The sequence below is a fragment of the Candidatus Formimonas warabiya genome, assembly GCF_002777255.1.
Taxonomy (GTDB): Bacteria; Bacillota; Dehalobacteriia; order Dehalobacteriales; family Dehalobacteriaceae; genus Formimonas; species Formimonas warabiya.
In genome coordinates this window covers 2,755,650-2,778,321 of sequence record NZ_CP017634.1, presented here as the reverse complement: position 1 = coordinate 2,778,321, position 22,672 = coordinate 2,755,650, and the positions used below count along the sequence as shown (strand labels likewise).

The 22,672-nt window shown below is 44.7% G+C and carries 19 protein-coding genes, 5 tRNA genes and 2 pseudogenes; 23 read left to right on the top strand and 3 right to left on the bottom strand.

Annotated elements, in window-relative coordinates; translation table 11 throughout:
- The first annotated feature begins 2 nt into the window (after positions 1-2).
- The 11 genes and pseudogenes from DCMF_RS12870 to DCMF_RS12820 form a co-directional block, all read left to right on the top strand.
- A complete protein-coding gene (locus DCMF_RS12870) occupies positions 3-758 on the top strand; it encodes an acyl-CoA dehydratase activase (protein WP_148134791.1) in 756 nt (251 codons plus the stop codon).
- Between the two features lie 131 nt (positions 759-889).
- The gene (locus DCMF_RS12865) at positions 890-1,633 is read left to right on the top strand and encodes an MBL fold metallo-hydrolase (protein ID WP_148134790.1); all 744 of its coding nucleotides are present in this window, start codon (positions 890-892) and stop codon (positions 1,631-1,633) included.
- 241 nt (positions 1,634-1,874) lie between these two features.
- Entirely contained in the window at positions 1,875-2,633 is a 759-nt protein-coding gene (gene rph / locus DCMF_RS12860) for a ribonuclease PH (RefSeq protein ID WP_148134789.1), read from the top strand.
- Complete coding sequence (locus tag DCMF_RS12855; RefSeq protein WP_148134788.1) at positions 2,615-3,220, top strand: XTP/dITP diphosphatase; 606 nt, start codon at positions 2,615-2,617, stop codon at positions 3,218-3,220. The genes rph and DCMF_RS12855 overlap by 19 nt, the downstream gene beginning before the upstream one ends.
- Before the next feature lie 231 nt (positions 3,221-3,451).
- Positions 3,452-3,525, top strand: a tRNA-Gly gene (locus tag DCMF_RS12850).
- 26 nt (positions 3,526-3,551) lie between these two features.
- A tRNA-Arg gene (locus DCMF_RS12845) sits at positions 3,552-3,628 on the top strand.
- Between the two features lie 119 nt (positions 3,629-3,747).
- Positions 3,748-3,823 (top strand) — tRNA-His (locus DCMF_RS12840).
- Positions 3,824-3,834: 11 nt separating this feature from the next.
- A tRNA-Gln gene (locus DCMF_RS12835) sits at positions 3,835-3,910 on the top strand.
- A gap of 8 nt (positions 3,911-3,918) precedes the next feature.
- Positions 3,919-3,994 (top strand) — tRNA-Lys (locus DCMF_RS12830).
- 550 nt (positions 3,995-4,544) lie between these two features.
- Positions 4,545-5,003, top strand: a pseudogene (locus DCMF_RS29680) (DUF6431 domain-containing protein); the annotation flags it as partial.
- Positions 5,004-5,044: 41 nt separating this feature from the next.
- Positions 5,045-5,728, top strand: a pseudogene (locus DCMF_RS12820) (helix-turn-helix domain-containing protein); the annotation flags it as partial.
- A 71-nt stretch (positions 5,729-5,799) separates the two neighbouring features.
- Here DCMF_RS12820 and DCMF_RS12815 read toward each other — a convergent pair.
- Genes DCMF_RS12815 through DCMF_RS12805 form a run of 3 tightly spaced genes read right to left on the bottom strand, consistent with a single transcriptional unit; the run spans position 5,800 to position 9,014 of the window.
- Positions 5,800-6,828, bottom strand: a complete 1,029-nt coding sequence (locus DCMF_RS12815; protein ID WP_148134787.1) for a tyrosine-type recombinase/integrase — start codon at positions 6,826-6,828, stop codon at positions 5,800-5,802.
- Positions 6,812-7,777, bottom strand: a complete 966-nt coding sequence (locus DCMF_RS12810; RefSeq protein WP_148134786.1) for a tyrosine-type recombinase/integrase — start codon at positions 7,775-7,777, stop codon at positions 6,812-6,814. Before DCMF_RS12810 ends, DCMF_RS12815 begins: the two co-directional genes overlap by 17 nt.
- Complete coding sequence (locus DCMF_RS12805; RefSeq protein ID WP_148134785.1) at positions 7,770-9,014, bottom strand: tyrosine-type recombinase/integrase; 1,245 nt, start codon at positions 9,012-9,014, stop codon at positions 7,770-7,772. Before DCMF_RS12805 ends, DCMF_RS12810 begins: the two co-directional genes overlap by 8 nt.
- Before the next feature lie 201 nt (positions 9,015-9,215).
- On the opposite strand from DCMF_RS12805, the gene DCMF_RS12800 reads away from it, so the two are divergent.
- The 12 genes from DCMF_RS12800 to DCMF_RS12745 all read left to right on the top strand — a co-directional run bounded on the left by DCMF_RS12800 (position 9,216) and on the right by DCMF_RS12745 (position 22,394).
- Positions 9,216-9,857: a Mu transposase C-terminal domain-containing protein gene (locus DCMF_RS12800; RefSeq protein WP_148134784.1), complete on the top strand. Its 642-nt coding sequence runs from the start codon at positions 9,216-9,218 to the stop codon at positions 9,855-9,857.
- A 3-nt stretch (positions 9,858-9,860) separates the two neighbouring features.
- Complete coding sequence (locus DCMF_RS12795; RefSeq protein ID WP_148134783.1) at positions 9,861-10,661, top strand: ExeA family protein; 801 nt, start codon at positions 9,861-9,863, stop codon at positions 10,659-10,661.
- On the top strand, positions 10,658-10,912 hold the full coding sequence (locus DCMF_RS12790; RefSeq protein WP_148134782.1) for a hypothetical protein: 255 nt from the start codon (positions 10,658-10,660) through the stop codon (positions 10,910-10,912). Before DCMF_RS12795 ends, DCMF_RS12790 begins: the two co-directional genes overlap by 4 nt.
- Before the next feature lie 653 nt (positions 10,913-11,565).
- Entirely contained in the window at positions 11,566-12,543 is a 978-nt protein-coding gene (locus DCMF_RS12785) for a copper amine oxidase N-terminal domain-containing protein (protein WP_148134781.1), read from the top strand.
- A 121-nt stretch (positions 12,544-12,664) separates the two neighbouring features.
- Entirely contained in the window at positions 12,665-13,426 is a 762-nt protein-coding gene (locus DCMF_RS12780) for a stalk domain-containing protein (protein WP_148134780.1), read from the top strand.
- Between the two features lie 713 nt (positions 13,427-14,139).
- Positions 14,140-15,516 carry an IS4 family transposase gene (locus DCMF_RS12775; protein WP_148134022.1) on the top strand — a complete coding sequence of 459 codons (1,377 nt, stop codon included), beginning with the start codon at positions 14,140-14,142 and terminating at the stop codon, positions 15,514-15,516.
- Positions 15,517-16,005: 489 nt separating this feature from the next.
- Positions 16,006-16,542, top strand: coding sequence for an Lrp/AsnC family transcriptional regulator (locus DCMF_RS12770; protein ID WP_148134779.1), 537 nt, complete (start codon positions 16,006-16,008; stop codon positions 16,540-16,542).
- A 311-nt stretch (positions 16,543-16,853) separates the two neighbouring features.
- Positions 16,854-18,254 carry a YfcC family protein gene (locus DCMF_RS12765; protein ID WP_148134778.1) on the top strand — a complete coding sequence of 467 codons (1,401 nt, stop codon included), beginning with the start codon at positions 16,854-16,856 and terminating at the stop codon, positions 18,252-18,254.
- 28 nt (positions 18,255-18,282) lie between these two features.
- Positions 18,283-19,560 carry an amidohydrolase family protein gene (locus DCMF_RS12760; protein ID WP_148134777.1) on the top strand — a complete coding sequence of 426 codons (1,278 nt, stop codon included), beginning with the start codon at positions 18,283-18,285 and terminating at the stop codon, positions 19,558-19,560.
- 228 nt (positions 19,561-19,788) lie between these two features.
- Positions 19,789-21,360, top strand: a complete 1,572-nt coding sequence (locus DCMF_RS12755; protein ID WP_148134776.1) for an L-lactate permease — start codon at positions 19,789-19,791, stop codon at positions 21,358-21,360.
- 23 nt (positions 21,361-21,383) lie between these two features.
- A complete protein-coding gene (locus tag DCMF_RS12750) occupies positions 21,384-21,593 on the top strand; it encodes a hypothetical protein (protein WP_148134775.1) in 210 nt (69 codons plus the stop codon).
- Positions 21,594-21,764: 171 nt separating this feature from the next.
- The gene (locus tag DCMF_RS12745; protein WP_214659313.1) at positions 21,765-22,394 is read left to right on the top strand and encodes a DUF3841 domain-containing protein; all 630 of its coding nucleotides are present in this window, start codon (positions 21,765-21,767) and stop codon (positions 22,392-22,394) included.
- Positions 22,395-22,672: the final 278 nt, after the last annotated feature.

The following is a 22,672-nucleotide window of genomic DNA, read 5'->3' as shown; positions in this document are numbered from 1 at the left end:
GGATGGTTTTAGGGATCGATTTAGGCAGCAGAAATGTGAAGATTGCCATGGACGGGGAGCAGGGCTGGGAATTTTACCGTTTTGATACCATTGAGTTTTACCGCACCTATGGACATCGGGTGGGAGAAAATTTGCGCATTGATTTTGATAAACTTCACATCCCCCCATGCGCCAAAGTCGTTTCAACGGGATACGGCAGGTTAACCATTCAGGTGGAGGGGGCCACGGCGATTCCGGAAATTAAGGCCCATGTGTTGGGCGCGGCTTTTCAAACCGGATGTGAGAATTTTACTTTAATGGACCTGGGCGGACAGGATACCAAGGTCGTAAAAGTGGTGCAGGGGAAAATGATCGATTTCCAAACAAATGACAAGTGTGCCGCCAGTTCCGGCAGGTTTCTGGAAAACATGGCCCAAGTTTTAGGCATATCTTTGGACGAATTAGGGAAACATGATCAAGACCCGGTAGAACTTTCCTCTACTTGCGCTGTTTTCGGAGAATCTGAACTGATCGGTAAAATAATTGAAGGAGTACCGGTGAGCAGGTTGGCTGCCGGAGTTAACCAGGCAATTGTAAACCGGGTCAAGCCCATGCTGCGTCAGCTGATCAGCGATCCCGTGATCTTCACCGGCGGCGTTGCCTTTAACCCGGCGATAAAAGAGATTGTGCAAAGGGAACTGAAAGTACAGGTGCTTGTTCCGAAAGAGCCTCAGTTTAACGGCGCTATGGGCTGTTGCATTTTTGGAAAGGTTTCATGAAAAGAAAGGGGACAATGAAAATTAAAAGGAAAAAGGCCAAAGAATGCTCGCACGTAATGGTCAATGCCAACTGCTGATGTCAATTAACATTTCAGAGACTTTCAGACAATTTTGTACGGGGAAAGGAATGAATGTTAGTGGAAATCACTGTCTTAGGTTGTTGGGGTCCGTATCCTCCTGCCGGAGGAGCATGTTCCGGCTATTTGGTAAATTCCGGGGATATAAATGTGCTGCTTGACTGTGGGCATGGCGTATTTTCTGCGCTTCAAAGGTATCTGGATTTTCGTAAACTTGATGCGGTGGTGCTATCTCATCTTCATCCGGATCACTGTGCGGATATCCACTGCCTACGCCATGCTATTGCGTATGCTCTCAGAACCGGGAGCAAGAGCGATAAGCTAAAAGTATATCTCCCTTTTGCTCCTCAGCCTGATTTCCTGGCCTTAGAAAAAAGTCAGGATGCCTTTGAACTGATTGATTTAGAGGCATTATCTCAATTCCAGGTGGGACAGTTGGAGTTTCACCCTTTCCAGACCCGGCACCCCATCGTCACCTATGGTTTTGTGGTTTGGGAAGGAGAAAAAAAATACGGATATACTTCCGATACAGCATGGTTTGAACAGTTGCCCCATATTATCAGCCAGGTATCCCTCGTTATCTGCGAGGCCAGTCTTCAGGAAAAAGACCGGAACTATGCCAAAGCCAGCCATTTAACGGCGGCTGAGGCCGGAAAACTTGCTTTTCAAAGCAAAGCAAGCCGGCTGATGCTTACTCATTTTTTCCCGGAATATGATTTAAATGTGATCAAGAGGGAAGCTGAGGAGGGTTTTCACGGTCGGGTAATTATGGCACAGGAAGGGCTAAAAATCAGGTAAAATTTACATTGTATCAACATATACTATTTTAAAATATTTATGTTTAAAAAGGATACAATAAATTTAGGACCTGCGGATAAAAAAGACTAGCGAGGTTGAGTGTTCCCCCGGTGGGAACCTTTCAGTTAACCGATAGTTAGTCTGCCGCAGGTTCTGCATTATTCCTCATGCTTTACCAGGAGAATCTTTGATGTTATACTAAAGCTTGGAAAGATACTCCCAATGAGAGGAGACAGGGTTCATGCGGGAAGACGGAAGACAGCCTGATCAGCTCAGGCCTGTAAAAATATCCAGAGGTTATATTAAGAATGCGGAAGGATCTGTTTTTATAGAGATTGGTGAGACAAAAGTAATCTGTACTGCTACCGTGGAAGAGAAGGTACCTCCTTTTCTAAAAGGGAGTACCCAGGGGTGGGTTACTGCCGAGTACGCCATGCTTCCCAGGGCAACTCAGATTAGAACGGTGCGGGAGTCTGCAAAAGGTAAAATTTCCGGAAGGACCCATGAAATCCAGAGGCTGATCGGGCGGTCCTTAAGATCGGTGGTCGATTTATCCAAACTGGGTGAACGAACCATTTACATCGATTGCGACGTGATTCAAGCAGACGGCGGCACAAGAACGACTTCTATTACCGGTAGTTTTATTGCCTTGGTTGATGCTTTAACCAAATTGAAACAGGAGTATCATTGGAAAGAGCTGCCCATCACAGATTGGTTGGCAGCGACCAGTGTGGGAAAAGTAAACGGCGAATTGTTGCTTGATTTATGTTATAGTGAGGACTCCAAAGCGGAAGTGGATATGAATGTGGTCATGACCGGTTCGGGAAAATTTGTGGAGGTCCAAGGCACTGCAGAAGCAGATCCTTTTTCCAGAAATGAGATGGATCAGCTGCTGAAACTGGCGGAAGACGGGATCAATAAACTGATTGATGCCCAAAAAAAAGTGCTTATTTTGGAGTTGGGATCACCAGGTGAAGATGAATGCGCGAAATCCTTTTAGCAACCAAGAATATAGGTAAACTTAACGAGTTTGTCAGTTTAATAGGGGATTACACCTGGAAAGTTTTTTCCTTGCGTGATTTTCCCCACCTTCCCCAGGTGGAAGAGACCGGCACCACCTTTCAGGATAATGCCCGTCTGAAAGCGCTTGCTGCGGCGCAGGAAACAGGATTATTGGCCTTGGCCGATGATTCAGGGCTGGAGGTAGATTCCTTAGGAGGTTTGCCCGGCGTTTATTCGGCCCGTTTTGCCGGTGAGGAAAGAAATGATCAGAAAAATAATGAAAAATTATTGGTAATGTTAAAAAATGTCCCGGCAAGCAGTCGCAGAGCCAGGTTTCGCTGCACCATTGCCGTAGCCCGGCCCGACGGACAAGTGGCTTTTTGTGAAGGGGTCTGCGAGGGATTGATCGCTATGGAACCGGCGGGAACCAACGGTTTTGGCTATGATCCTTTGTTCTTTCTGCCTGAATACGGGAAAACAATGGCTCAATTAGATATGGAAGAGAAGAATTTAATCAGCCACCGGGGAAAAGCATTTAAAGCATCTCTGCCCTTACTGCATAAAATGTTATCAGGTCCGGTATAATCTGATTGGATCGGGAAATACTTTAATTTATGGGAAATTAAAAAGATTTTTTCCTCCAGCCAGGAAAGTTCGCAATTCAAATCCTTAGAAAGGACGAGATATTAGGCGTAAAAGGGTGAATGGAATGCCTAATTCTGATGAATCGTCTCTGGGGGTGGAAAAATCGTTTTTGACCAAAGGAACTGTTTCAGTTATACTAGTCTTTGTCAGTCCGGTCGAAGCGTAGAATGTGCGGGTGTAGCTCAATGGTAGAGCTCCAGCCTTCCAAGCTGGTCACGTGGGTTCGATTCCCATCACCCGCTCCAATCATTTTCATGATGTTTTTTTATATGCGCCTGTAGCTCAGGTGGATAGAGCAACGGACTTCTAATCCGTGTGCCAGGGGTTCGAGTCCCTTCAGGCGCGCCAGAAAAATGCAAAAGCGCTGGAAGGCGCTTTTTTGACCCTTTATTTTGCTCCAATTGTTGACTTGACATTTTAGTTTTGGTTTGTTAATATTGTTTTTGCGGCACGGAAGTTTTGATACGGTGGATGTGGCGAAGCGGTTAACGCACCGGATTGTGGCTCCGGCACCCGAGGGTTCAAGTCCCTTCATCCACCCCAAATAATTTCATTGGGGCGTAGCCAAGCGGTAAGGCACCGGTCTTTGGAATCGGCACTTCGTTGGTTCGAATCCAGCCGCCCCAGCCATATTTTATGGGCCATTAGCTCAGTTGGTAGAGCACCTGACTCTTAATCAGGGTGTCCACGGTTCGAGCCCGTGATGGCCCACCAAGTCCTAGAAAATCCTGCGTTTCAGGGTTTTCTTTTTTTTGAAACATCATTTTAGACCACCTGATTCTTAAGTAAAAATTGAGAGGTCAGGTGGTTTATTTTATGTCTAAAATTTTAATGAGATAGCCGACAAATTCTATTTCTCTACAACAGGTATTCGGATGCCACCATTGGAAAATTAATATGGCTTTGCAAGGAATCTATGAAAGAGACTTCGGTTAATACATATTTGAGGGGTATCAGGACGTTTAGTAACTATTGTGCAAGATTGGGATATATTCAGCCTTTTAGAATCACTTTGCTAAATGTTTCCGTTAGCCTAAAAAGACCGAAAGCTGACGGTATTGCCTGACCGGAAGTTGCTGGATATAATGACCATATTACAGAAAAGGAAAAAGGATGTCTCCAATTTACGTGATCTGTTACAGCAGACCATCAGAGACATCCCCAGTCAATGTATGGTTATTGTAACAAATTATGAATTAATTGAAAATCCCCAAACTCATTTTTTTATGTCCGGTGTGCAGAATCTGTCCCTTGCCCCTGTTGCGGTAATGATCATAAAGTAATTGGAAGCCGTAAGCGGAAATCAAATACACCCGATGGCGGAACAAAGATTTTAATTATTCGCAGGCTTCGGTGCTTAAGCTGTAGCAGAATCCATCATGAACTTCCGGATTGTCTGGTGCCTTACAAGCGTTATGCTTCTGCAGACATTGAGAAAGTGCTTACAGAGGAAGAATCGGCTGCAGATAACGCTACCTTGTACCGGTTGAAGAGATGGTTTCATAGCCGGCTACCTTATCTATTGGCAAGCCTTAGATCTTTATCTCTGCGTCTGGGCGGGGATCCTGTGAAAGAGCCGTCCGTCCTGTCACAGTCTGTCCACCAAAGAATCGGACATTACGTTGGAAGCGATCCCGGTTGGCTTAAAAGAATTGTCCGTCCCCTTGTCAATGCAAATTTATGGCTACATACCCGTTCTGACTTCTTGTCCGTAAACCCTTGAGCTAGACTTTGAAGAAAAGCCCAGAGAGGAAGTGTTTACGGATGAAAGATCAGAAGAAAGCCGAAGAAATAGCCTTAAACAGAGTTCAGCTTGTGCTGCCGCTTTTAGCAGGCGGACTGGACCCGGCAAAAGTGCAGGAACTTAAGAACAATATCTGTGAGAAAGCCGGTATTTCAGAAAGGACGTTGCGCAGGTATCTGGGAAGATACCTTAGTCTTGGAATCGCCGGGCTTAAGCCAAAAAGCAAGGGAAGACTTGAATCTAAAGTAATTGCGCCCGCTATTTTGGACCAGGCTATACTCTTGCGCCGGGAAGTACCCAGCCGCAGCATCGCTCAGATTATTCAGATCCTGGAATGGGAAGGCAGAGTAAAACCTGGAGAAATTAAACGATCCACCCTGCAAGAAAAACTCTGTGAGCGCGGTTACAGCAGCCGGCAAATGCGGATGTATACCGAAAGCGGCAGCGCGTCTAGAAGATTCCAGCACTGCTTTCGCAATCAGCTGATTCATTCCGACATCAAGTACGGTCCTTATCTGCCAATCGGTCCGGGGGGCACGAAGAAACAAGTCTTTTTAGTCACCTTTCTGGATGACGCCACCCGGTTTGTCCTACATGGCGCCTTTTATCCAACCTTAGACCAGGCCATCGTTGAGGATTGTTTCCGAAACGCCATCCAAAAATGGGGAGCGCCTGAGGCGGTTTATTTCGACTATGCCGAAGAAAAAACTATGCCGAAAGAATCCGGGGATGTCCTTACATCTGCGTTTCAACTCGAAACTTCGGCATAGTTTTGCTACAGTCTGTAAAGTCTCTCCGAATACTCCTTGTCCTTCCACAATTTGCTCATGTCAGAAGGGTTTGCCTTCTCCAACGACTTCGAAAGCGCCTCTAGCGTTGCGAAAGCATAGAAACCAGACGTCGTGGAGAGAACCTCATGGCCCAGAAGCTGCTGAATATGGGGCAGTGGGACACCTTCCTGGTACAGATGCATGGCCCTGGTTTTCCGTATCATATGGCAGTGAACGTTTCCCGGCATTGACAGACATGTATCCGACAACTCTTTGGCATATCTTTTTATCATCTTCTCAGGGGTATCAATGGATAGCCTATGCGCTTCCCCGTGTGTCATGGCGTAAAATAATGGCGCGCCAGTACTTTCACGCTCGTACCTATGAAACTCTCGAAGGTAGCGCCTTAGATGCGCCATCGTGCTATCCATCAGAGGGACGTTCCTGTATTTCCGGCCTTTCCCAAAGAATGTCACATGGGGTATGGACGCGTCTATGTGCAGGTCGCACAACCTGACGTTTAGCGCTTCCGAAACGCGCGCTGCGGTATCGTACAAAAAAACGAGCAGCATCTGGTTTCTTCGCTCAAGCTTTTTCCGTATGTCTGGAGTTGCCATCAAGGCGGACATGGCTTCCCGTTCGAAGAACTCAATGGGTGCCTGCGTCAGCCTTACCCCTTTGATCGTGCCTGAACTTATGCAGACAGGCGTGATATCTGTGCATTCCTGTGACGCGTATTCCAAGAGTGAGTGCAATGCCGTAAGCCTAAGGTTGCAGGTTTTTGGGGCGAGTTGCGCGGTTTTGTGCATCCACGACATGTATCCCTTGATGTTTTCCCTGTCAAGCATTTTGAAGCTGATGTTTTTGCGCTTAGCGCCCTTTTCTGACTCAAGATAGTCAACGTAACGGTTTAGACAATTCCTGTAGGATTCCACGGTGTTGCCACTCGCCCTCCTGACGTCTGGAAGATAGTTGTTAAGGAACTCAGCCGCAATGCTCCAAAAGAAGGCGCTGTCTTCAGTCCTGTTCTTCATGTGGCACCTCCGGTACAAGGGATTCCAACGCTTGCGCTTTTTGCGCGAAGGCCCCGAAGTATTCGGGCACAAAATGGAAATAGTACAGTGTGCTCTGAATATTTGCGTGCCCCATATACCTCATCAAAAACGCCAACATTACGTTGACGTCTTTGCCTTGCTCAGCCCAGCGGTTCAGGTTTGCATATGCGAAGTGGTGCCGAAAGTCAAATGCGCGAGGCTTGATTGGCGAGTGAAAATGTGGGAGTGCCCCCCTCCAAATTCTGTTGAAGTTTACAGGGATAAAACTTTCTTTGTATGGTTCACGCTGATTCCTCGGAAAGAAATACGCCCGGTCAGGAATGATGCGGGACATTCGCTTGTCATATCTTTTCAAAACCTCGGCCAGTTCGTCACTGATGAAAATGCGCCTGCTGCAGCCTTTGGACGCTTTGATATCAATGTGCTTGCCGTCAAGACATACGTCATTGTACAGGAGCATACGCGCTTCCCGGCACCTGAGGCCGCAACAATACAACAGACGGAATATCGCTGGGATGACCAATTCCCGCCCAGGCCATTCCCCCCTTTTTTGGATTTTATCGCAATGCTCAAAAAATGCCTTGATCTCGGCCGACTCGAAGAAATGGGGCAGATGCGGTTCCAACCGCGCGCCCCGTTTGGGCGGAAGGATATACGCGTTATCGTATCCGCTCATGCCAAGGTACCTGCTGAATTCCCTGATAACGCATGCCATGTTGTACAGGCAGCCGGGATTGCCCACCGCCCCGGCACACCAGCCGGACACAAGCTCCCTGGTGGGGATTTGGGCGGTTGGGTTGTTTGAGTTAGCATACGTCAAAAAGGCTTTTAGATAATATTCACCCGTTTTGTACTTACGCCCCAACGCCCTTTTGTACGCGAGGAATTGCTCAGCCAGACGGTCAAGTGCCGTAGATGCGTCATTCACTGTCCGCGCCCCCTTCCACACAAGGACCTGGGAGGCAGCACTGGGCCATCATATTCTCGTCAGTCGCTAAATACGTATCCACGCTGTTTGGGTCACCATGGCCGAGTGCGGCCGATATGTCGTAAAGAGGGACGCCGTTTTTCAACATATGGGACGCTGCATTATGGCGGGTAAACCTTGTGCCGCAGATCCTTCCCTGCTTAAAAATGCCGGCGTCGCGAAATGTGTTCAACAGGATTGCTCGGTATGCACCGTGGCTGGAGAGGGGTCTAAATGGAGCCTGCTTGGAAAGGAAGAGTCGCATTGAGTTTGATGATGGTCGCTCGTACAGCAGGTAATCTGCTATTGCGTTTCCGTATGTGGCCCGCAACGGGAGCTCTAACGGCTTCGATGTCTTCTGTTGCGTAACATGAACCCTATCGTTTGCCCAATCGATATCGGAGATTTTTAAGTTGCATATGTCCACGGCGCGCATACCGGTTTCGAACGTAAGCCAGCAGATAGCTCTGTCCCTTGCTGAAAGGTTTGCTGTTTTCAGATACTCCGCAAATGCCTCATGCTCGTGTTCTTCCAACACGGGTATAATTTCCCTCTTCCGTTTTGGGGCCTTGGGGAAGGTCGCGAGAAGTCGGCGCGTTGACTCGCTCATCGAAAAAAATAGCTTTAAGCCCGGAAGATGAGCGCCGATGCTGGTGGGTTGATAGCGATCCCTGCACAACACTCCTAAAAAGGATAGAACGTCCCCGCTTTGAATTTCCCCTGTTGTGTGGCACCCGTTCCCTTCGCAGTAGAGGAGAAAGTGATAAACGAAGCGCTTGTATCCGTCGATCGTATTCTTCTTTAGCCCAATTTCTTCCTTCATGTGGTGGACGAATGAAGCATGCACCTCAATGAACTGCGGCGCGGTCAACCCGGTGGGAACAGGCCCATGGGGGAGCGAAGGCCAATCCGATGTGCCTGTGTCCCGGTATGTTCTTAAAATGTGTATACACCGCCTGTGTCTCTTGAATCTGGATTCGCTGTACGCACCCGTCCTGAAATGCGACGAATCGTCGGTAAACGCTTGCGAAAGCTTGTCGTCAAGCGTGTTTTTACCCATTCTGTCAGCCATATTTTCCAGCAACATGCAGGTGCTTCTCACTTGTTTGATATACCTGTCGCAATAATGGGCCTTTCCCATTTCGGTCAGTACCGCGTTGGTCAGCTCTTTTAGGTTTTTGATCCTGGTTTTGTGCATTACTACACCTCCTGAAAAATTTGTTTACAGGATGATGTTGACACAAAATCGCAGTTACTAAACTATGCCGAAGTTTCGAGTTGAAACGCAGATGTAAGGACATCCCCGGATTCTTTCGGCATAGTTTTTTCTTCGGCATAGTCGAAACTATTCCGAATTCGGAATAGTACAGACAACGGTAAGCAATATAGGACCAAATGGATGGCCCGGACCTGTTCCAAACTGGGGATACGCCTGCTTTACGCCAAACCCTACTCGCCGGAGGCCACCGGCAAAGTTGAAAAATTCAACCAGACCGTCGATTCTTTCTTGAAAGAAGCTGCCTTAGAAAAACCAAAAACCTTGGACCGGCTTAACGAATTATTTCAAATTTGGCTTTCTGAATGCTACCAGAATAAACCGCATACCGCTTTAAAAAATAACTTAAGCCCCCAGGCTGCCTTTCAAGGCGACAGCCATCCTTTACGCTTTATCGAGCCGGATGTTTTAGCCAGCGCCTTCTTGCATAGTGAACGGCGGAAAGTCGATAAGTCCGGCTGTATAAACTTCATGAGTAAAAAATATGAAGTCGGTCTCAATTTTATCGGCTGCACCGTGGATGTCGTCTATGATCCGGCGGATATTACAGAACTTACGATCGAATACCAAGGGTATGCCCCCTGGCAAGCTAAAGAACTGATCATCGGCGCACGTGTCGGCAAGCGTCCGGGATTGCCGGAGCACTTGGGAGTAAAGCCTGTGGATTCCTCCAGGCTCTTAAGCGCAGCCACACTCAAGCATAAAGAAAGGCAAATCCGTCAAAACCAGGCTATCTCTTTTCGCCGTGTAGGAAAGGAGGAATAGGACGTGTTTGAATCCTTTTACAACTTAGAGAAAGTACCTTTTTCCAGAGATATTCCGACCGGGGAATTATATAAATCCCCTGTACTCGAAGAGACGCTCGGCAGACTGCAGTACGCCGCCGAACGCCGGTGGTTTGCGGTCATCACCGGGGACTGCGGGACGGGAAAGACAACCACCATCCGCTGTTACGCTGAAATCTTGAACCCCGCAAAATTTAAGGTGCTCTATATCTCCGATTCCAAGCTAACCCCACGGCACTTCTACAAGGGGCTTTTGGAGCAACTGGGTCACGAAGCGAAGTTTTACCGGGGCGACGCTAAAAGGCAGCTGCACCGGGAAGTGGAACTGATGCAAGTGGTTCACCATCAGCAGCCGGTCGTGGTTGTCGATGAAGCCCATCTGCTGGATAAGGAAATGCTGGAAGAAGTCCGTTTTCTCTTAAACATGAATATGGACGCCCAAAGCCCGATGGCCCTCATCTTAGTGGGACAGACCGAACTTTGGGACCGATTGCAGATGCAATCTTACGCCGCCATCCGCCAGCGCATTGACCTGCAGTGCAAACTGAATTACTATGACCGCTCGGAAGTAGGCGCTTATATACGGCAGCATTTGGCTTATGCCGGAACTAGCGAGGCAATCTTTTCCGACCAGGCCCTTGACGACATCTACCGCTTTTCCAGCGGAACAGCCAGACTCATTAACAAAGTGTGTACCCACGCGATGATGTACGGCGCGCAGAATGGTCACCGGATCATTGACGACCGGATGGTGAAACGGGTTATTGAGGGGGAACTCTCATGAAGCATAGCGTTTTAAGCCTTGAAGAATATTTTATCCGAACGGGCTTTTACGATCTACTGCCGCTGGCAACCGAAATAGCTGAAAATCTTAGGTTTAGCCAGGAAGAGATGAGCGAAGCCGTTTGTAAAGTCTATGATAAGTTCTACCGCTATCCGCCTACCCGAAATAGAACGGCTTGGTTCGGTCTGGTTTTTAAAGAGAAACTTTTTGAAGCCCGGGGTGATCTTCTTAGCCTTCAATCACAGAAGTGATTTCGCTCACACCCAGCCGGTTTGCTTAAGAGCGACCGGCTTCTCCCTTAATATTTTTAAGCCGTTAAGCTGACGGACTGACTGACAGACCTGATATTCGGTCAGTTTATCCGTCAGAGCTTGGATAACTTACACCAGCTGTATTTGGTCATTATGCGGCAGCATTAACAGCTAAAGTCAGATACTATCAAAAGAACTTATATCAATGAGGAATTAATTATTTTGTTAATATAATATGGATTCCCAGGATTGAGGATCTGGTTAGCGATAAATTTTAGTGGGGACAGGCTGCAGAATCAAGAGAAGTATTCTCATTATTCAGGGGTGTATAACCTCTCTGAATAATATAAAGATCTGAAGTTAACCCTGAATAAAAGGAAAATATGGGATAAGGCAAGTACGTACGGAAGGACAAAGATACAAACCAAACGCCTTAGCCAGCAACCTGTCCAAATCCTTATATTATTAAGATGCTTTAATAGTTTCTTTTTGTATAGCCGTAGGCTGTAATTGATTAAATATTAATCTTTTCAGTCTAGCTGGGCATTATGAAAAAAGCTCAGTTAAATTCTTGGTAATTAAAGGATTTATTTGGTAGGTTGTGGAATAAATCGGTAAGAAATTGCCGATTATTTATATTTGAGGTGAAAAAAATGAAAATGAACAAAATTCTATTAGTCGTATTACTATATTTAATTATTTTTAGTAATACTTTGCCTAATGCTTATGCTTCCAAAGAAATTAAGGTTTTTGTAAACGATGAACAACAGCACTTTTCCCCAGCTCCTATTTTTGAAAATGGATGTACTCTCGTTCCAATGAGGCCATTCTTTGAGGCTTTAGGAGCAAAGATTGAATGGAATAGTGCTACCAAAACAGTAATAGGAAAAAGAGATAATGCTATTGTTGAATTAACCATTAACAAAAAGATTGCATTGGTTAATGGTAAGGAGATTGCCCTTTCCCAACCAGGAAAAATAATAAACGGCAATACCTTTATCCCCTTAAGATTTGTTGGTGAGGCTTTAGGTGATGATGTTGATTGGAATTCAGAAACAAGTATAATTTCCATTACAATTTTTAGGGCTCCTAATAAGATCCAAGGTTTAGGGCTAGAAATAAAGCAAGGAGACGATATTTATTGTATTATTAGTAATTACGAAGAAGTTAATATTAAAAAAGACAATTTTTCAATGCGTTTTAATATTAAGGATTATGATTCAAACATGGATGAATTTTATTCTGCGATGATTGCATCAGTATCAGATAAAGTATACTTTGATTTAGTTAAACCTAATATAAAAATTAGTAATTTGCCGTATTTTTGCGATGGTTCTGGTTTGGCTCCTGCTGGCTCTAAATATTCAGAGATGTATATTAGTGACGATGGACAGCACTATATTATATTTGATGAACAAAACCCAATTGATCAAAGAGCAGATTTAATTAAAAAGGAGAATGAGTTTCTTAAAGTCGAATGGAAGGTTAACTATATAGTATATAGTGAGACTAAGTATGATATTAAAGATGTTCCAATTGGTGATTTATATTTAATAGTTGTAATTGATAATGATTTAGATAATATAATTGATGAAAATGAGTTTTCTACAATTAAAGTGCATTTTATTTGAGGTTATAATTTAGTAAAAGAAAAATATCTGTCAATTTAAACAGAGAGAATATGCGGATGATATAATTTATGAGATAATATTTGGCGATAAATATAAATGGATTTATCAGGGGGGATGATTTGTGAAATTGGATAAGAAAATAATAACTCTATGCATGACTGTGATAATATTTACCCTTTCTAGTGTTTTTGCTTCCCAGAATATAGAAGTGCGGATTAATGGTCAAAAACAAGATTTTTCCCCAGCTCCAGTATTACAAAACGGCAGTACTCTAATTCCTATGAGACCTTTCTTTGAAGCTTTGGGAGCAAGTGTTAATTGGGATAGCACCCATAAAACTGTTGTTGGCAGGAGAGATAATACAGTTGTTGAATTGACCATCAACAAAAAAATTGCAATAGTTAATGGCAAGGAAATCTTTCTATCTTTACCAGGGAAAATAATTAATGGAAATACTTTTATTCCACTGCGTTTTGTTGGTGAATCATTAGGAGATGACGTCGATTGGAACCCCCAGACTAACACAATATCGATTACAGTGCATCGAATCCCGAATTATTTGGCTTTAGGAAACAAATATTTTTATGCAACAGACTTTGAAAACGCACTAGAAATGTATAAAAAAGCAAATGAGGTTAATTTGAGCGATCCGGTTCCATACTTTAAAATAGGAATTACACTTCAGAATCTAAATAAACTGGATGAAGCATTATATTATTTTGATAAAGCTATTGAACTAGATCCTTATTGTGCTTATGGTTATTTGTATAAGGGTTATATTCTGTATGGCCGAGGGGACTTAGAAGGAGCGCAAAAGTGCTACGATATGTATGACGAAATAAAACTGAAATATCCTAAAGAAAGTAAAAGATGTTCTCCATGATTATAAATTACCAATACAACTACTAAAGAGAGTCCTTCTGCCGCGACTTGGTTGGTTTATGTTTTCACTGGAATATTTCTTTATATTATGTGCGATTTAATTTATTACGCAGTATTTAATCCAGATGAGATACTTCCAAGTGTAATTTTTGGAGCATTCTTATTTACATTAGCTACTTTCCAGTTCATCGCAGGACTAAGATTGATTAAGTATTATAATAAGATCAAGAAAATTTTATTTAAAGGATTTGGGTTAACCACTGCCCTGCTTATGGTATTAATGGGTATTAATTACTTTATCTTAACTAAAAAGCATTATTATTATTGATGATATTTCAAGTGTTACCAATTTGTAGAGAATGGAAAATGCTATATTAAGTTACTGGATGAAAAAATTGTACTAAATTGTAAGGATGCCGACTATAATAAAATTTCTTTTGCAGAAGTTTTTATCCAGATACTTCTTTTAAGATTGAATGGAATATCCTAAAGCCAGACCAAGCAAAAATAGATCAAGGATATTGATATATTTACCATAGCCGTGCCTATTAAAACAGCAAATAATTTAGTAACTCAACTTTCCCACCGTCAATTTAGATTGATCTTTGAAAAATTCATATAGTAAACGCACATTAAAATAACAGAAAACCCCCTCGGAATGGTATAATTGAAGTCGACCAAAACCCAATAATACCAGCCGCTAGGAGGTTTCCCATGACCAGTATTATATCAGAAAAAACAAGTAGCGACCAGATGCTTAAGTCTCGTATTGATTGCTTTTTCACCCAGTTAAACCTTTCAAAAATGCTGCTTAAATGCAATTTCTACAAAGAGTCGGGTATCCACTGTACTACAATGCTGAAAGAATTATTTTCGCTGGTCTTTTACGGTAAAAATCTCTATCGAACCTTATCCCTACAAAGCGAAAATATATCTTTTAAGAAAAATACTGCTTATCGATTCCTTAACAACAGCCGTTTCAACTGGGAAAAGCTACTTCAACTGATAATGACACACCTAATATTGCTCATTGATCGGCTAACCGAACAGAATCGTCAATCCGTACTTATTTTTGATGACTCACTTTTTAGCCGTAATCGTAGTAAAAAGGTTGAGTTGCTGGCAAAAGTGTTTGACCACACCAGCCATAAATTCTGTAAAGGGTTCAGAATGTTAACTTTGGGCTGGTCCGACGGGAACACCTTTCTTCCTATTTCCTTCAAATTGTTAAGTTCAACTAAGGACGAAAATGTGCTTTGTGAGGCCAAGTCCATGGACAAACGGACTCTTGCTTACAAACGTCGGGATCAAGCTAGGCAGTCAACTCTTGATGTCATGCTTACCCTTCTTCGTGACGCTAAGGACATACCAGCAAAATTTGTGCTGTTTGATAGCTGGTTCACCATGCCCAAGACCGTGATCCGCGTAAAAAAAGAGCATCGTGATGTCATAGGCATGATCCGTATTACAGAAAAAGTCCATTATCAATACCAAGGTCAGTGGCAGAATGTCAAAGATATATACCAGAGGATTAAACTATCTGATTCTAAAAATATCATCGGTTCGGCTTGCATCAAACTTAGAGAAGATAAATCAGCACCTTCTGACGAATTTATTGATGCTAGAATTGTCTTTATAAAAGACCGCCGATCTGATAATTGGCTTGCCCTTCTTTGTACCGATCTTTCCGTTAGTGAGGAAGAAATCGTTCGAATCTATGGAAAGCGTTGGGATATAGAAGTTTTCTTCAAGGTTTGCAAGTCATATCTTTCCTTGGCTAAAGAGTACCAAGGCCGCAGTTACGACATGCAAGTGGCTACAACATCCATCGTATTCCTTAGATATGCCATGTTATCACAGGAAGCTAGAAACGCCACTGATGATAGAACGTTAGGTGATTTATTTTACTACCTTAGAGAAGAACTGGCAGACATAAAACTCTCGCAATCTCTAATGTTGCTGGTTAATACCCTTCGTCAAGTTCTAACTCAGTTACCTTTGCTCAGTCAGGAAATGGCTGACGAGATTATGAATACATTTTTGAATGCGATACCACATCCTTTAAAACAAAAATTATTGTTGTGTGCGTAACTATATAGATTTTTCAAAGATCAATCAGATATTAACAGCTGGGAAAGTTGTGTTAGTAATAGTATATCTTAACCATGTCCACAATGCCTTACTCATAATGAGTAGGGCTATTTTTTTGCCCAAAATTAGAGAAATGATAATGAAGAGATTGGAAGCCCATGCAGTAGGGTGACAGGACATCTTTTTGATTAATAAATTACCATTTGGTGTTTAAATATTGCAAATAACTAACGAATGTAAATTAAAGTACAAAATAACATACAAATGATAGGAAAATTGTCAAAATTAAGTGACAATGGTTAGAGGGGAAAAATTTATTATGTGGAACTATTCCAAAAAAGTTATAGCAGGTTCCACGTTTAGAAAATACAAAAAACTATGCATTTAGGATACTCTTTTTTAAATTAGATAACAGATATATATTTTTGAAAAACATTTTGAGTCTGTTAGGTGGAAAAGCCATGAAAAATATTGGTGAGGGGGAGGAATATGAAAGGTAAAGAAGTACAGAATGCTCCAAAATTATCTGACTGTAGGTATTACTTGTCTGATGCCCCAATTGAAGGTCATGTTCCTGCGACATTAGATGAAGTTGATCACAAAATACTGGAATTGTTAGCGAAAAATTCAAGAATGTCAAACGCTGAGCTGGGAAGAATTGTTGGCTTGTCACGAGCCGCTACAAGAGACCGAATCCAGAGTATGGTAGACCGTGGGATTATTGAACAGTTTACCATCAGTGTGAATCCTTTAAAAGTTGGAAAAGAAATATCGGTGTTTTTTGAAGTTGATGTTGAACCGGAAAAATTGGTTGAGACTGCGGAAATTCTCGCCAAGAGACACGAGGTCACGAATATTTACCAAATGACCGGACCAAGTTCCCTTCATTGTCATGGGCTGCTACCCGATAGTTCCTACCTTGAGGCCTTTACACAAAAAATACTTTATGCTCTCCCTGGAATTAAGAATGTACAGACTCACGTTCTCTTAAGGCGATTTAAGTCGAGAACAGGGATTCGAATTTAAATCTATTTTTATTAAATCCCCAATTGTATTTTTGATTGAAATAATTGCCTGTATCGAGTTAGTAAAAAATTTGCTGAAGTAGCCTAACCTAATACCCCAATTATAGAACCTTCAAATGCACCTCCGGCAGGAAGGCTTAGTTAAGTTATGCCCAAAAAGGGGAGGGCGACAAAGGGGGTCTGATCAAACCATCAACATCGAGATTCTGAGAAAAGAAAGGAGGCGATCAAGCGCTCAACCACCTGGATCAGGGTATAGATATTACTGTGATGATCATTTGAGTCAACAAGAATCATTAAGGGGGAAATGCTATGAAAGCTGAAACCATCGATACGAAAGCTGCAACAATCAAAAAGAAAAGGTTTCAAGTACCACATACTTATGTAATTTTATTTATCCTCATCATCGTTACCTGTTTTTTGACTTATGTTATCCCTGGCGGCACCTATCAGACGCTGGACAACGGCACGATCGATGCGAATTCGTTCACCTTCATAGAGAACGAGCCGGCCACGCTGGGCGATTTTCTGAACAGCTTTATGGATGGTATGAAAGCCGCGGCCGCCACGATATTCGTCTGCCTGTTCATCGGCGGCGCCTTCCAGATTGTAATGGATACCGGCACCATCGATGCGATCCTGGCCGCCACCATCCGCAAGACTAAAGGCAATTACAGCCTGATCTTCCCCGCCGTCATGGTTGTGATGGCTGTTCTCGGCGCCCTGGGTGTCGGCAATAACGTGGCCCTCGCCTTTGTTCCCATCTTGATCGCCTTGGCTCGTAAGCTGCGGCTGGATGCGGTAGCTATTGCAGCGGTGCTTTATATCTCCTCCAATACCGGCTTTACCAACTCACCCATGAATCCTTTTACCGTTCTGCTGGCGCAAAATATCGCCGAGATCCCGCAGATGTCCGGCATCGCCGTCAGGAGCCTATTGTTTATCTTTTTTGTGGCCTTCGGCATCTGGTACACGATACAATATTGCAATAAGATCCGTAAGGATCCCAATAAATCCCTGGTGGGCATCTATGAGGTGGAAGGCGATGAGGGTGGTGAACTCATGAAGCTCAAGCCTATCCATGTGGTGAATTTTGTGATTCTGTTAATGGTTTTCGCCATCTATGCCTTTGGTGGCATCAAGCTGGAATGGGGCATTAGCCAGCTGGGCTCGTGCATGATGGTCCTGGGCGTGGTGGTCGGCCTCATTAGCCGCATGTCGACGAATCAAATGTCCGAATCCTTCACCAAAGGGGCAAGAACAATGCTCGGCGCCTCTCTGGTGATCGGTTTTGCCAGCGCCATCAGTGTGATCATGACCAATGCCAGTATCATCCATTCCATCGTGCACTATTGCACACAGCCCCTGACCTTGCTGCCCACCTCTCTGGCCGCGGTCGGCATGTATATCGTCAACTTTATCATCGCCATTCCCATCTCCTCCGGTTCCGGTCAGGCCTATGTGGTAATGCCGCTCATGGCGCCGGCTGCCGATATCCTCGGCATTTCGCGTCAGGTCGCCATCAGCGCCTACCAGTTCGCCGACGGTTTCGCCAATTTCATCACCCCCACCAACGGTTTGATGATGGGTACCATCGCCCTTGCCGGCGTGCCCTACGACAAGTGGCTGAAATTCATCGGCAAATATTTGCTCTATGTCTCCATCCTCTGCTCCATCTTCCTCTTCTTTGCCTGCCTGCTGGGTTGGTCTTAACTAAATACATACAAAAAGGAGAATCCCTATGAAAAATCAGAACGATTTTACTATAAAAATAATCAAATGCGGCAAGCTCTACGATGGTATCCACGATGAACTCCAAGAGAAGATGGAGATCCTCGTGGAAGGGAAGAAGATCATGGAAGTGGGCAAAAACGTGCGCGTCCCGGCGGAATACGAGGAGATCGACCTGAGTGATGCTACCGTAACCCCCGGCATCATTGACGCCCACACCCACCTTACCTTCTTCGAATGGAGCAACCGCAAATACGAGACCGTGTTCAATTCCCCAGTCTATAAATCCATGGCCGTTCTGCATAATGCGGAAAAGGCTCTGCGCCGGGGCTTTACATCCCTGCGGCATATGGGCGGTAATAGCGACGACGGTTACGGCGCGCTGGACGCTAAACGCGCCATCAACGAGGGCTATTTTGCCGGCAGTCGCCTGGTCGTCCTGCCTTATGTGCAATGTACAACGGGCAGTCATGGTGATTCCAGTCAGATGGCCCAAGCCAACCCAGCGTTGTCGAAATACCTGTGTAGCACTTATCCCGCTATGGGCAGTGGTCCGGATTTTTTCCGCGATTCAGTAAGGGAGCAGGTGAAATATGGGGCAGACTTTGTCAAAATCATGTCGGCAGGTGGATTTTCCACCCCCAATGATACGCCTGATGATGAACAGATGAGCGACGAAGAGATGAAGGCCATTATTGATACCGCCCATAGCCTGTATAAAAAAGTTACGGCCCATGTTTACGCGGCGCCGTCCATTATCAAGATGGCCCATATGGGTATTGATGAATTGCAGCATTGCTCCCTGATTACGGAAGAAGCGGCAAGATTGCTGGAAGAGAAAAATATTCCCATCGTGCCGACCTTCTGTCCCTACGATGAGATTATCCGGATGGACGAGGAGAACCTTAGAAAGAAGGACGCGAAGTTTCAGGAGAAGCTGCGCTTCTATGCGCCGCGACTGATCGCCGGCCGTGAGACCATCATCAACAGCACCATCAAACTCGGCTTCGGCAGCGACCTGGTCACGGTACACAGGAGCTATGAAGGCGCCTATGAATATGAATCGTGGATGTTAAGTGGCATGGACCCCTTCCGGATCCTCAGAGCAGCGACTGCCACAAATGCCGAATTACTGGAGATCAGTGATATCGTTGGCACCATTCAACCAGGCAAATTGGCGGATCTGGCAGCCTGGAAGCATGATCTTCTCACGGATCCCAGAGCGTTTTTGGATTGTGCCTTCGTGATGAAGGACGGCAAAGTATATGAAACAGAAAAAATTGAATAAACAATAAACAACCCGCAGCAGAGGCTGCAAGGTAAAGGGAATAGAGAAAGGCATCCGCAAAAGATCCGTCCCCAGGGACGGGGGATTAGACCCCGGGCGGTTGTTTCCTCCACCTGCTACACAATACAAAGTGTTGTCCTTCAATAGGTGATGATAGGGGTAGTGGGGAGAGAAACAGCCGCCTGCGAATTACGAATAAAGTAAAACTTTGGAGGCAATGTTTGGAAAATGGATATGCATTTAAGTCTTGCTACTTGGCTGTTGGCATTTACCCCTATTGCCGTGTTGATTTTGGGTATTCTAATGCTCAAATGGGAGGCGGCAAAGGTGGGGGCAGTTACTTGGCTGATTGCTACGGTAATTGCCCTCCTCTTTTTTGGGGCGGACGGACGATTATTGGCCTTGGCAAATAGTAAAGGATTAAGCTTAGCGTTATATGTGATCCTGATTATTTGGGGGGCGGTATTTCTCTATAATATTGCTGAGCAGGCCGGCGCAATTAAGGTTATCAGCAATAAAATGGTAGGTATTTCTGATGATAGTATGATCCAATGCTTGTTGTTTGCTTGGTGTTTCGCACCAGTGTTACAAGGATTGGCCGGCTTTGGCATACCGGTAGCAGTGGTTGCGCCCATCATGGTGATGATGGGTTTTGAGCCGCTGATTGCCGTGGCTGCTTGCTTGATCGGGCATTCTTGGTCCATTTCATTCGGCTCCATGGGCTCATCCTATAATTCTATTCAGTTGGTGACTGGTATCCCGGGGGAAATCATTGGCCCATGGATGGCGGTGATATTTAGCATCGCCATATTTGCTACCGGTTTTGGCGTAGCGCATATCTATGGAGGGTGGGCGGCGGTAAAAAAGGCCCTGGGCCCTGTTTTTACTACGGGTGTGGCTATGTCTTTCAGCCTGTGGTTTATGAACATCTGTGATATGGCCCAATTATCTACCCTGATTGCCGGTATGTGTGGTTGTTTGGTGATGATACTATGGGCCTTTGCCAAGAAGCGCAGACCTGCCCATGAGATAGCGTCGGTTCAGGTAGAAACAGAGACAACAATGGGATTTCATACGGCATGTTCCCCTTACTATGCCTTGATTATGATTTCCGTGATACTTCAAATCAAACCGGTTAAAGCAGCACTGGCCAATTTCAACTGGGGGCTAACTTATCCCCGGGCACAGACCACATTGGGATATGTTATCGAAGGGGTTGAGAAATATTCAAAAATCCAATGGTTTTCTCATCCCGCTCCAATTCTGTTTGTTTCCGCTCTGATCGGCATTATTATTTATCTATGGCGGGCAAAAGCGGATAAGGGTATGATCAAAGCAGCCGTAGAAAATACGGTCAAGAAATGTATTCCCATGAGTGTGGGCATCATGACCATGGTGATGATGGCTCTGGTGATGAGCGATTTCGGCATGACCAACCTGATTGCCCAAGGTGTGGCGGCGGCGTTGGGCGGATTATATCCCCTGGCCGCCCCTTTCATTGGCGTTCTGGGCAGTTTTATTACCGGCAGCAATACCAATTCAAATATCATGTTTGGTATTTTACAGATGGAGACAGCCATGCTGATTGGAAAAAGCAGCGTTTTAATGGCGGCGGTGCAATCCGTTGGCGGCTCATTGGGCGTATCGATGGCCCCCTCCACGATTATGATCGGTAGCGCGAATGTCGGCCTTAGCGGCCAGGAAAATACAGTAATGGGCAAAACCATCAAGTACTGCTTAATTAACGCCGCTCTGGTCGGGCTATTTGTGTTTATTCTGGACTTACTTGTCCCCATTTAGGCATGTGAGGAGGGAAAGAAATCATGGAGGCAACGCAAAAAGAGAAAAACAGTCGGCTTAAAGATAAGCTGAAAGAAAAGCGCATGTGGATGCTCACTGCGGCGTTTGTGTTGTTATGGCTGAGCTTTATCACTAGCTATAAAGGAGGGATCAGTGAGAACCCAAGCCTAATTGCATTATCCTTTCTGACCGCATCCCTGGCTGGCTTGCTCTCAATCTTGACCCGTAAATAGCGAAGATCATTTTAATTTTTCTTCACAGCAACCTTCTGTCAATTACCCTTATGTCATACCGTAAAAGGAGTTACAGCCAACGTATTTTCCGGAAGAGGGAGGAGTTTGGTGGTTTCATGTAGAAATCGTGTTTGGTGAGGCTTATGCTAATTTCAAGAAGAGGGGTTATAAATGGATTCAATGACGCAACAAGCAGCTGACCAAGAGCAAAATAAAAAGAAGGTCACCTTATGGACCCGGCAACACATCAAGAGTCTGGATGAGCTGAAAACAAATGGCCTCATCCGGATCAACCGAAAACATTTGGAAGAGAAATTCGACGTCATGGCGGACTATATGATCAAGCTGTATCTTTGGTTCGCAGAGACAGCGGGCAAAAGGGTGCCGAAACCGCAGGAAGTCAAGTTCCCCATTTGGTGTGCCATCAGTGAGAAAAGCATGCTGAAGCCAACGGAGGATTCGGTCGTCTATGTGCTGGAGGTGGACGAATCTAAGGTCATCTATTTTGATGGCACCAAATGGGACTACGTGCTGAACCACCTCTATGTCCCGAAGGATGCGGAGGATGAAGCCGCATATAGAAAAGAAATGGAAAACAAGGGCCATAAAAATCTGCGCGCATTGCTTGATGAAAAAACAGCCCATTTCTATCCCCGTGAAATAAAACAGGTTATGGATAGCTGGGTACGGATCTTCGAGATTGAAGAATGGAATATTTTCAGGGTACAGGCCAACATCTGGGAGATCAGGCCGGATATGGTCAGAGAAATTCTCTATTCTCAGGAATCCGGCACAAATTGAATGGTGAAGCGCAGGTCAAGACCTGTGTTTTTGTGTTACGGTAAGCCATAAAGACGAGTCGCTGCTTCCAGGAATAGGGAGTCTGCCGGCTCGTTATTTTATGGCCTTGATCCACGAGAGTCTGATCCGAAGCATATTCACCTGCCGGATCATCGAGGAGAGGGGGAAATGGCCGCTACTACCGGTATCACAAAAGAAAAGTCTTGTATCAAGATGAAAAAGTTGTTTAATAGATGTATAATTAAACGAGACATATTCATGATAGATCAATTAGAGGC

Bases quoted from the DNA above. Each gene is read 5' to 3' on its own strand.
- DCMF_RS12870 (WP_148134791.1), top strand. From the start codon at position 3: ATGGTTTTAGGGATCGATTTAGGCAGCAGAAATGTGAAGATTGCCATG.
- DCMF_RS12865 (WP_148134790.1), top strand. From the start codon at position 890: ATGTTAGTGGAAATCACTGTCTTAGGTTGTTGGGGTCCGTATCCTCCT.
- rph (WP_148134789.1), top strand. From the start codon at position 1,875: ATGCGGGAAGACGGAAGACAGCCTGATCAGCTCAGGCCTGTAAAAATA.
- DCMF_RS12855 (WP_148134788.1), top strand. From the start codon at position 2,615: ATGCGCGAAATCCTTTTAGCAACCAAGAATATAGGTAAACTTAACGAG.
- DCMF_RS12815 (WP_148134787.1), bottom strand. From the start codon at position 6,828: ATGAAGAACAGGACTGAAGACAGCGCCTTCTTTTGGAGCATTGCGGCT.
- DCMF_RS12805 (WP_148134785.1), bottom strand. From the start codon at position 9,014: ATGCACAAAACCAGGATCAAAAACCTAAAAGAGCTGACCAACGCGGTA.
- DCMF_RS12800 (WP_148134784.1), top strand. From the start codon at position 9,216: ATGGCCCGGACCTGTTCCAAACTGGGGATACGCCTGCTTTACGCCAAA.
- DCMF_RS12790 (WP_148134782.1), top strand. From the start codon at position 10,658: ATGAAGCATAGCGTTTTAAGCCTTGAAGAATATTTTATCCGAACGGGC.
- DCMF_RS12785 (WP_148134781.1), top strand. From the start codon at position 11,566: ATGAAAATGAACAAAATTCTATTAGTCGTATTACTATATTTAATTATT.
- DCMF_RS12775 (WP_148134022.1), top strand. From the start codon at position 14,140: ATGACCAGTATTATATCAGAAAAAACAAGTAGCGACCAGATGCTTAAG.
- DCMF_RS12770 (WP_148134779.1), top strand. From the start codon at position 16,006: ATGAAAGGTAAAGAAGTACAGAATGCTCCAAAATTATCTGACTGTAGG.
- DCMF_RS12765 (WP_148134778.1), top strand. From the start codon at position 16,854: ATGAAAGCTGAAACCATCGATACGAAAGCTGCAACAATCAAAAAGAAA.
- DCMF_RS12760 (WP_148134777.1), top strand. From the start codon at position 18,283: ATGAAAAATCAGAACGATTTTACTATAAAAATAATCAAATGCGGCAAG.
- DCMF_RS12755 (WP_148134776.1), top strand. From the start codon at position 19,789: ATGGATATGCATTTAAGTCTTGCTACTTGGCTGTTGGCATTTACCCCT.
- DCMF_RS12750 (WP_148134775.1), top strand. From the start codon at position 21,384: ATGGAGGCAACGCAAAAAGAGAAAAACAGTCGGCTTAAAGATAAGCTG.
- DCMF_RS12745 (WP_214659313.1), top strand. From the start codon at position 21,765: ATGGATTCAATGACGCAACAAGCAGCTGACCAAGAGCAAAATAAAAAG.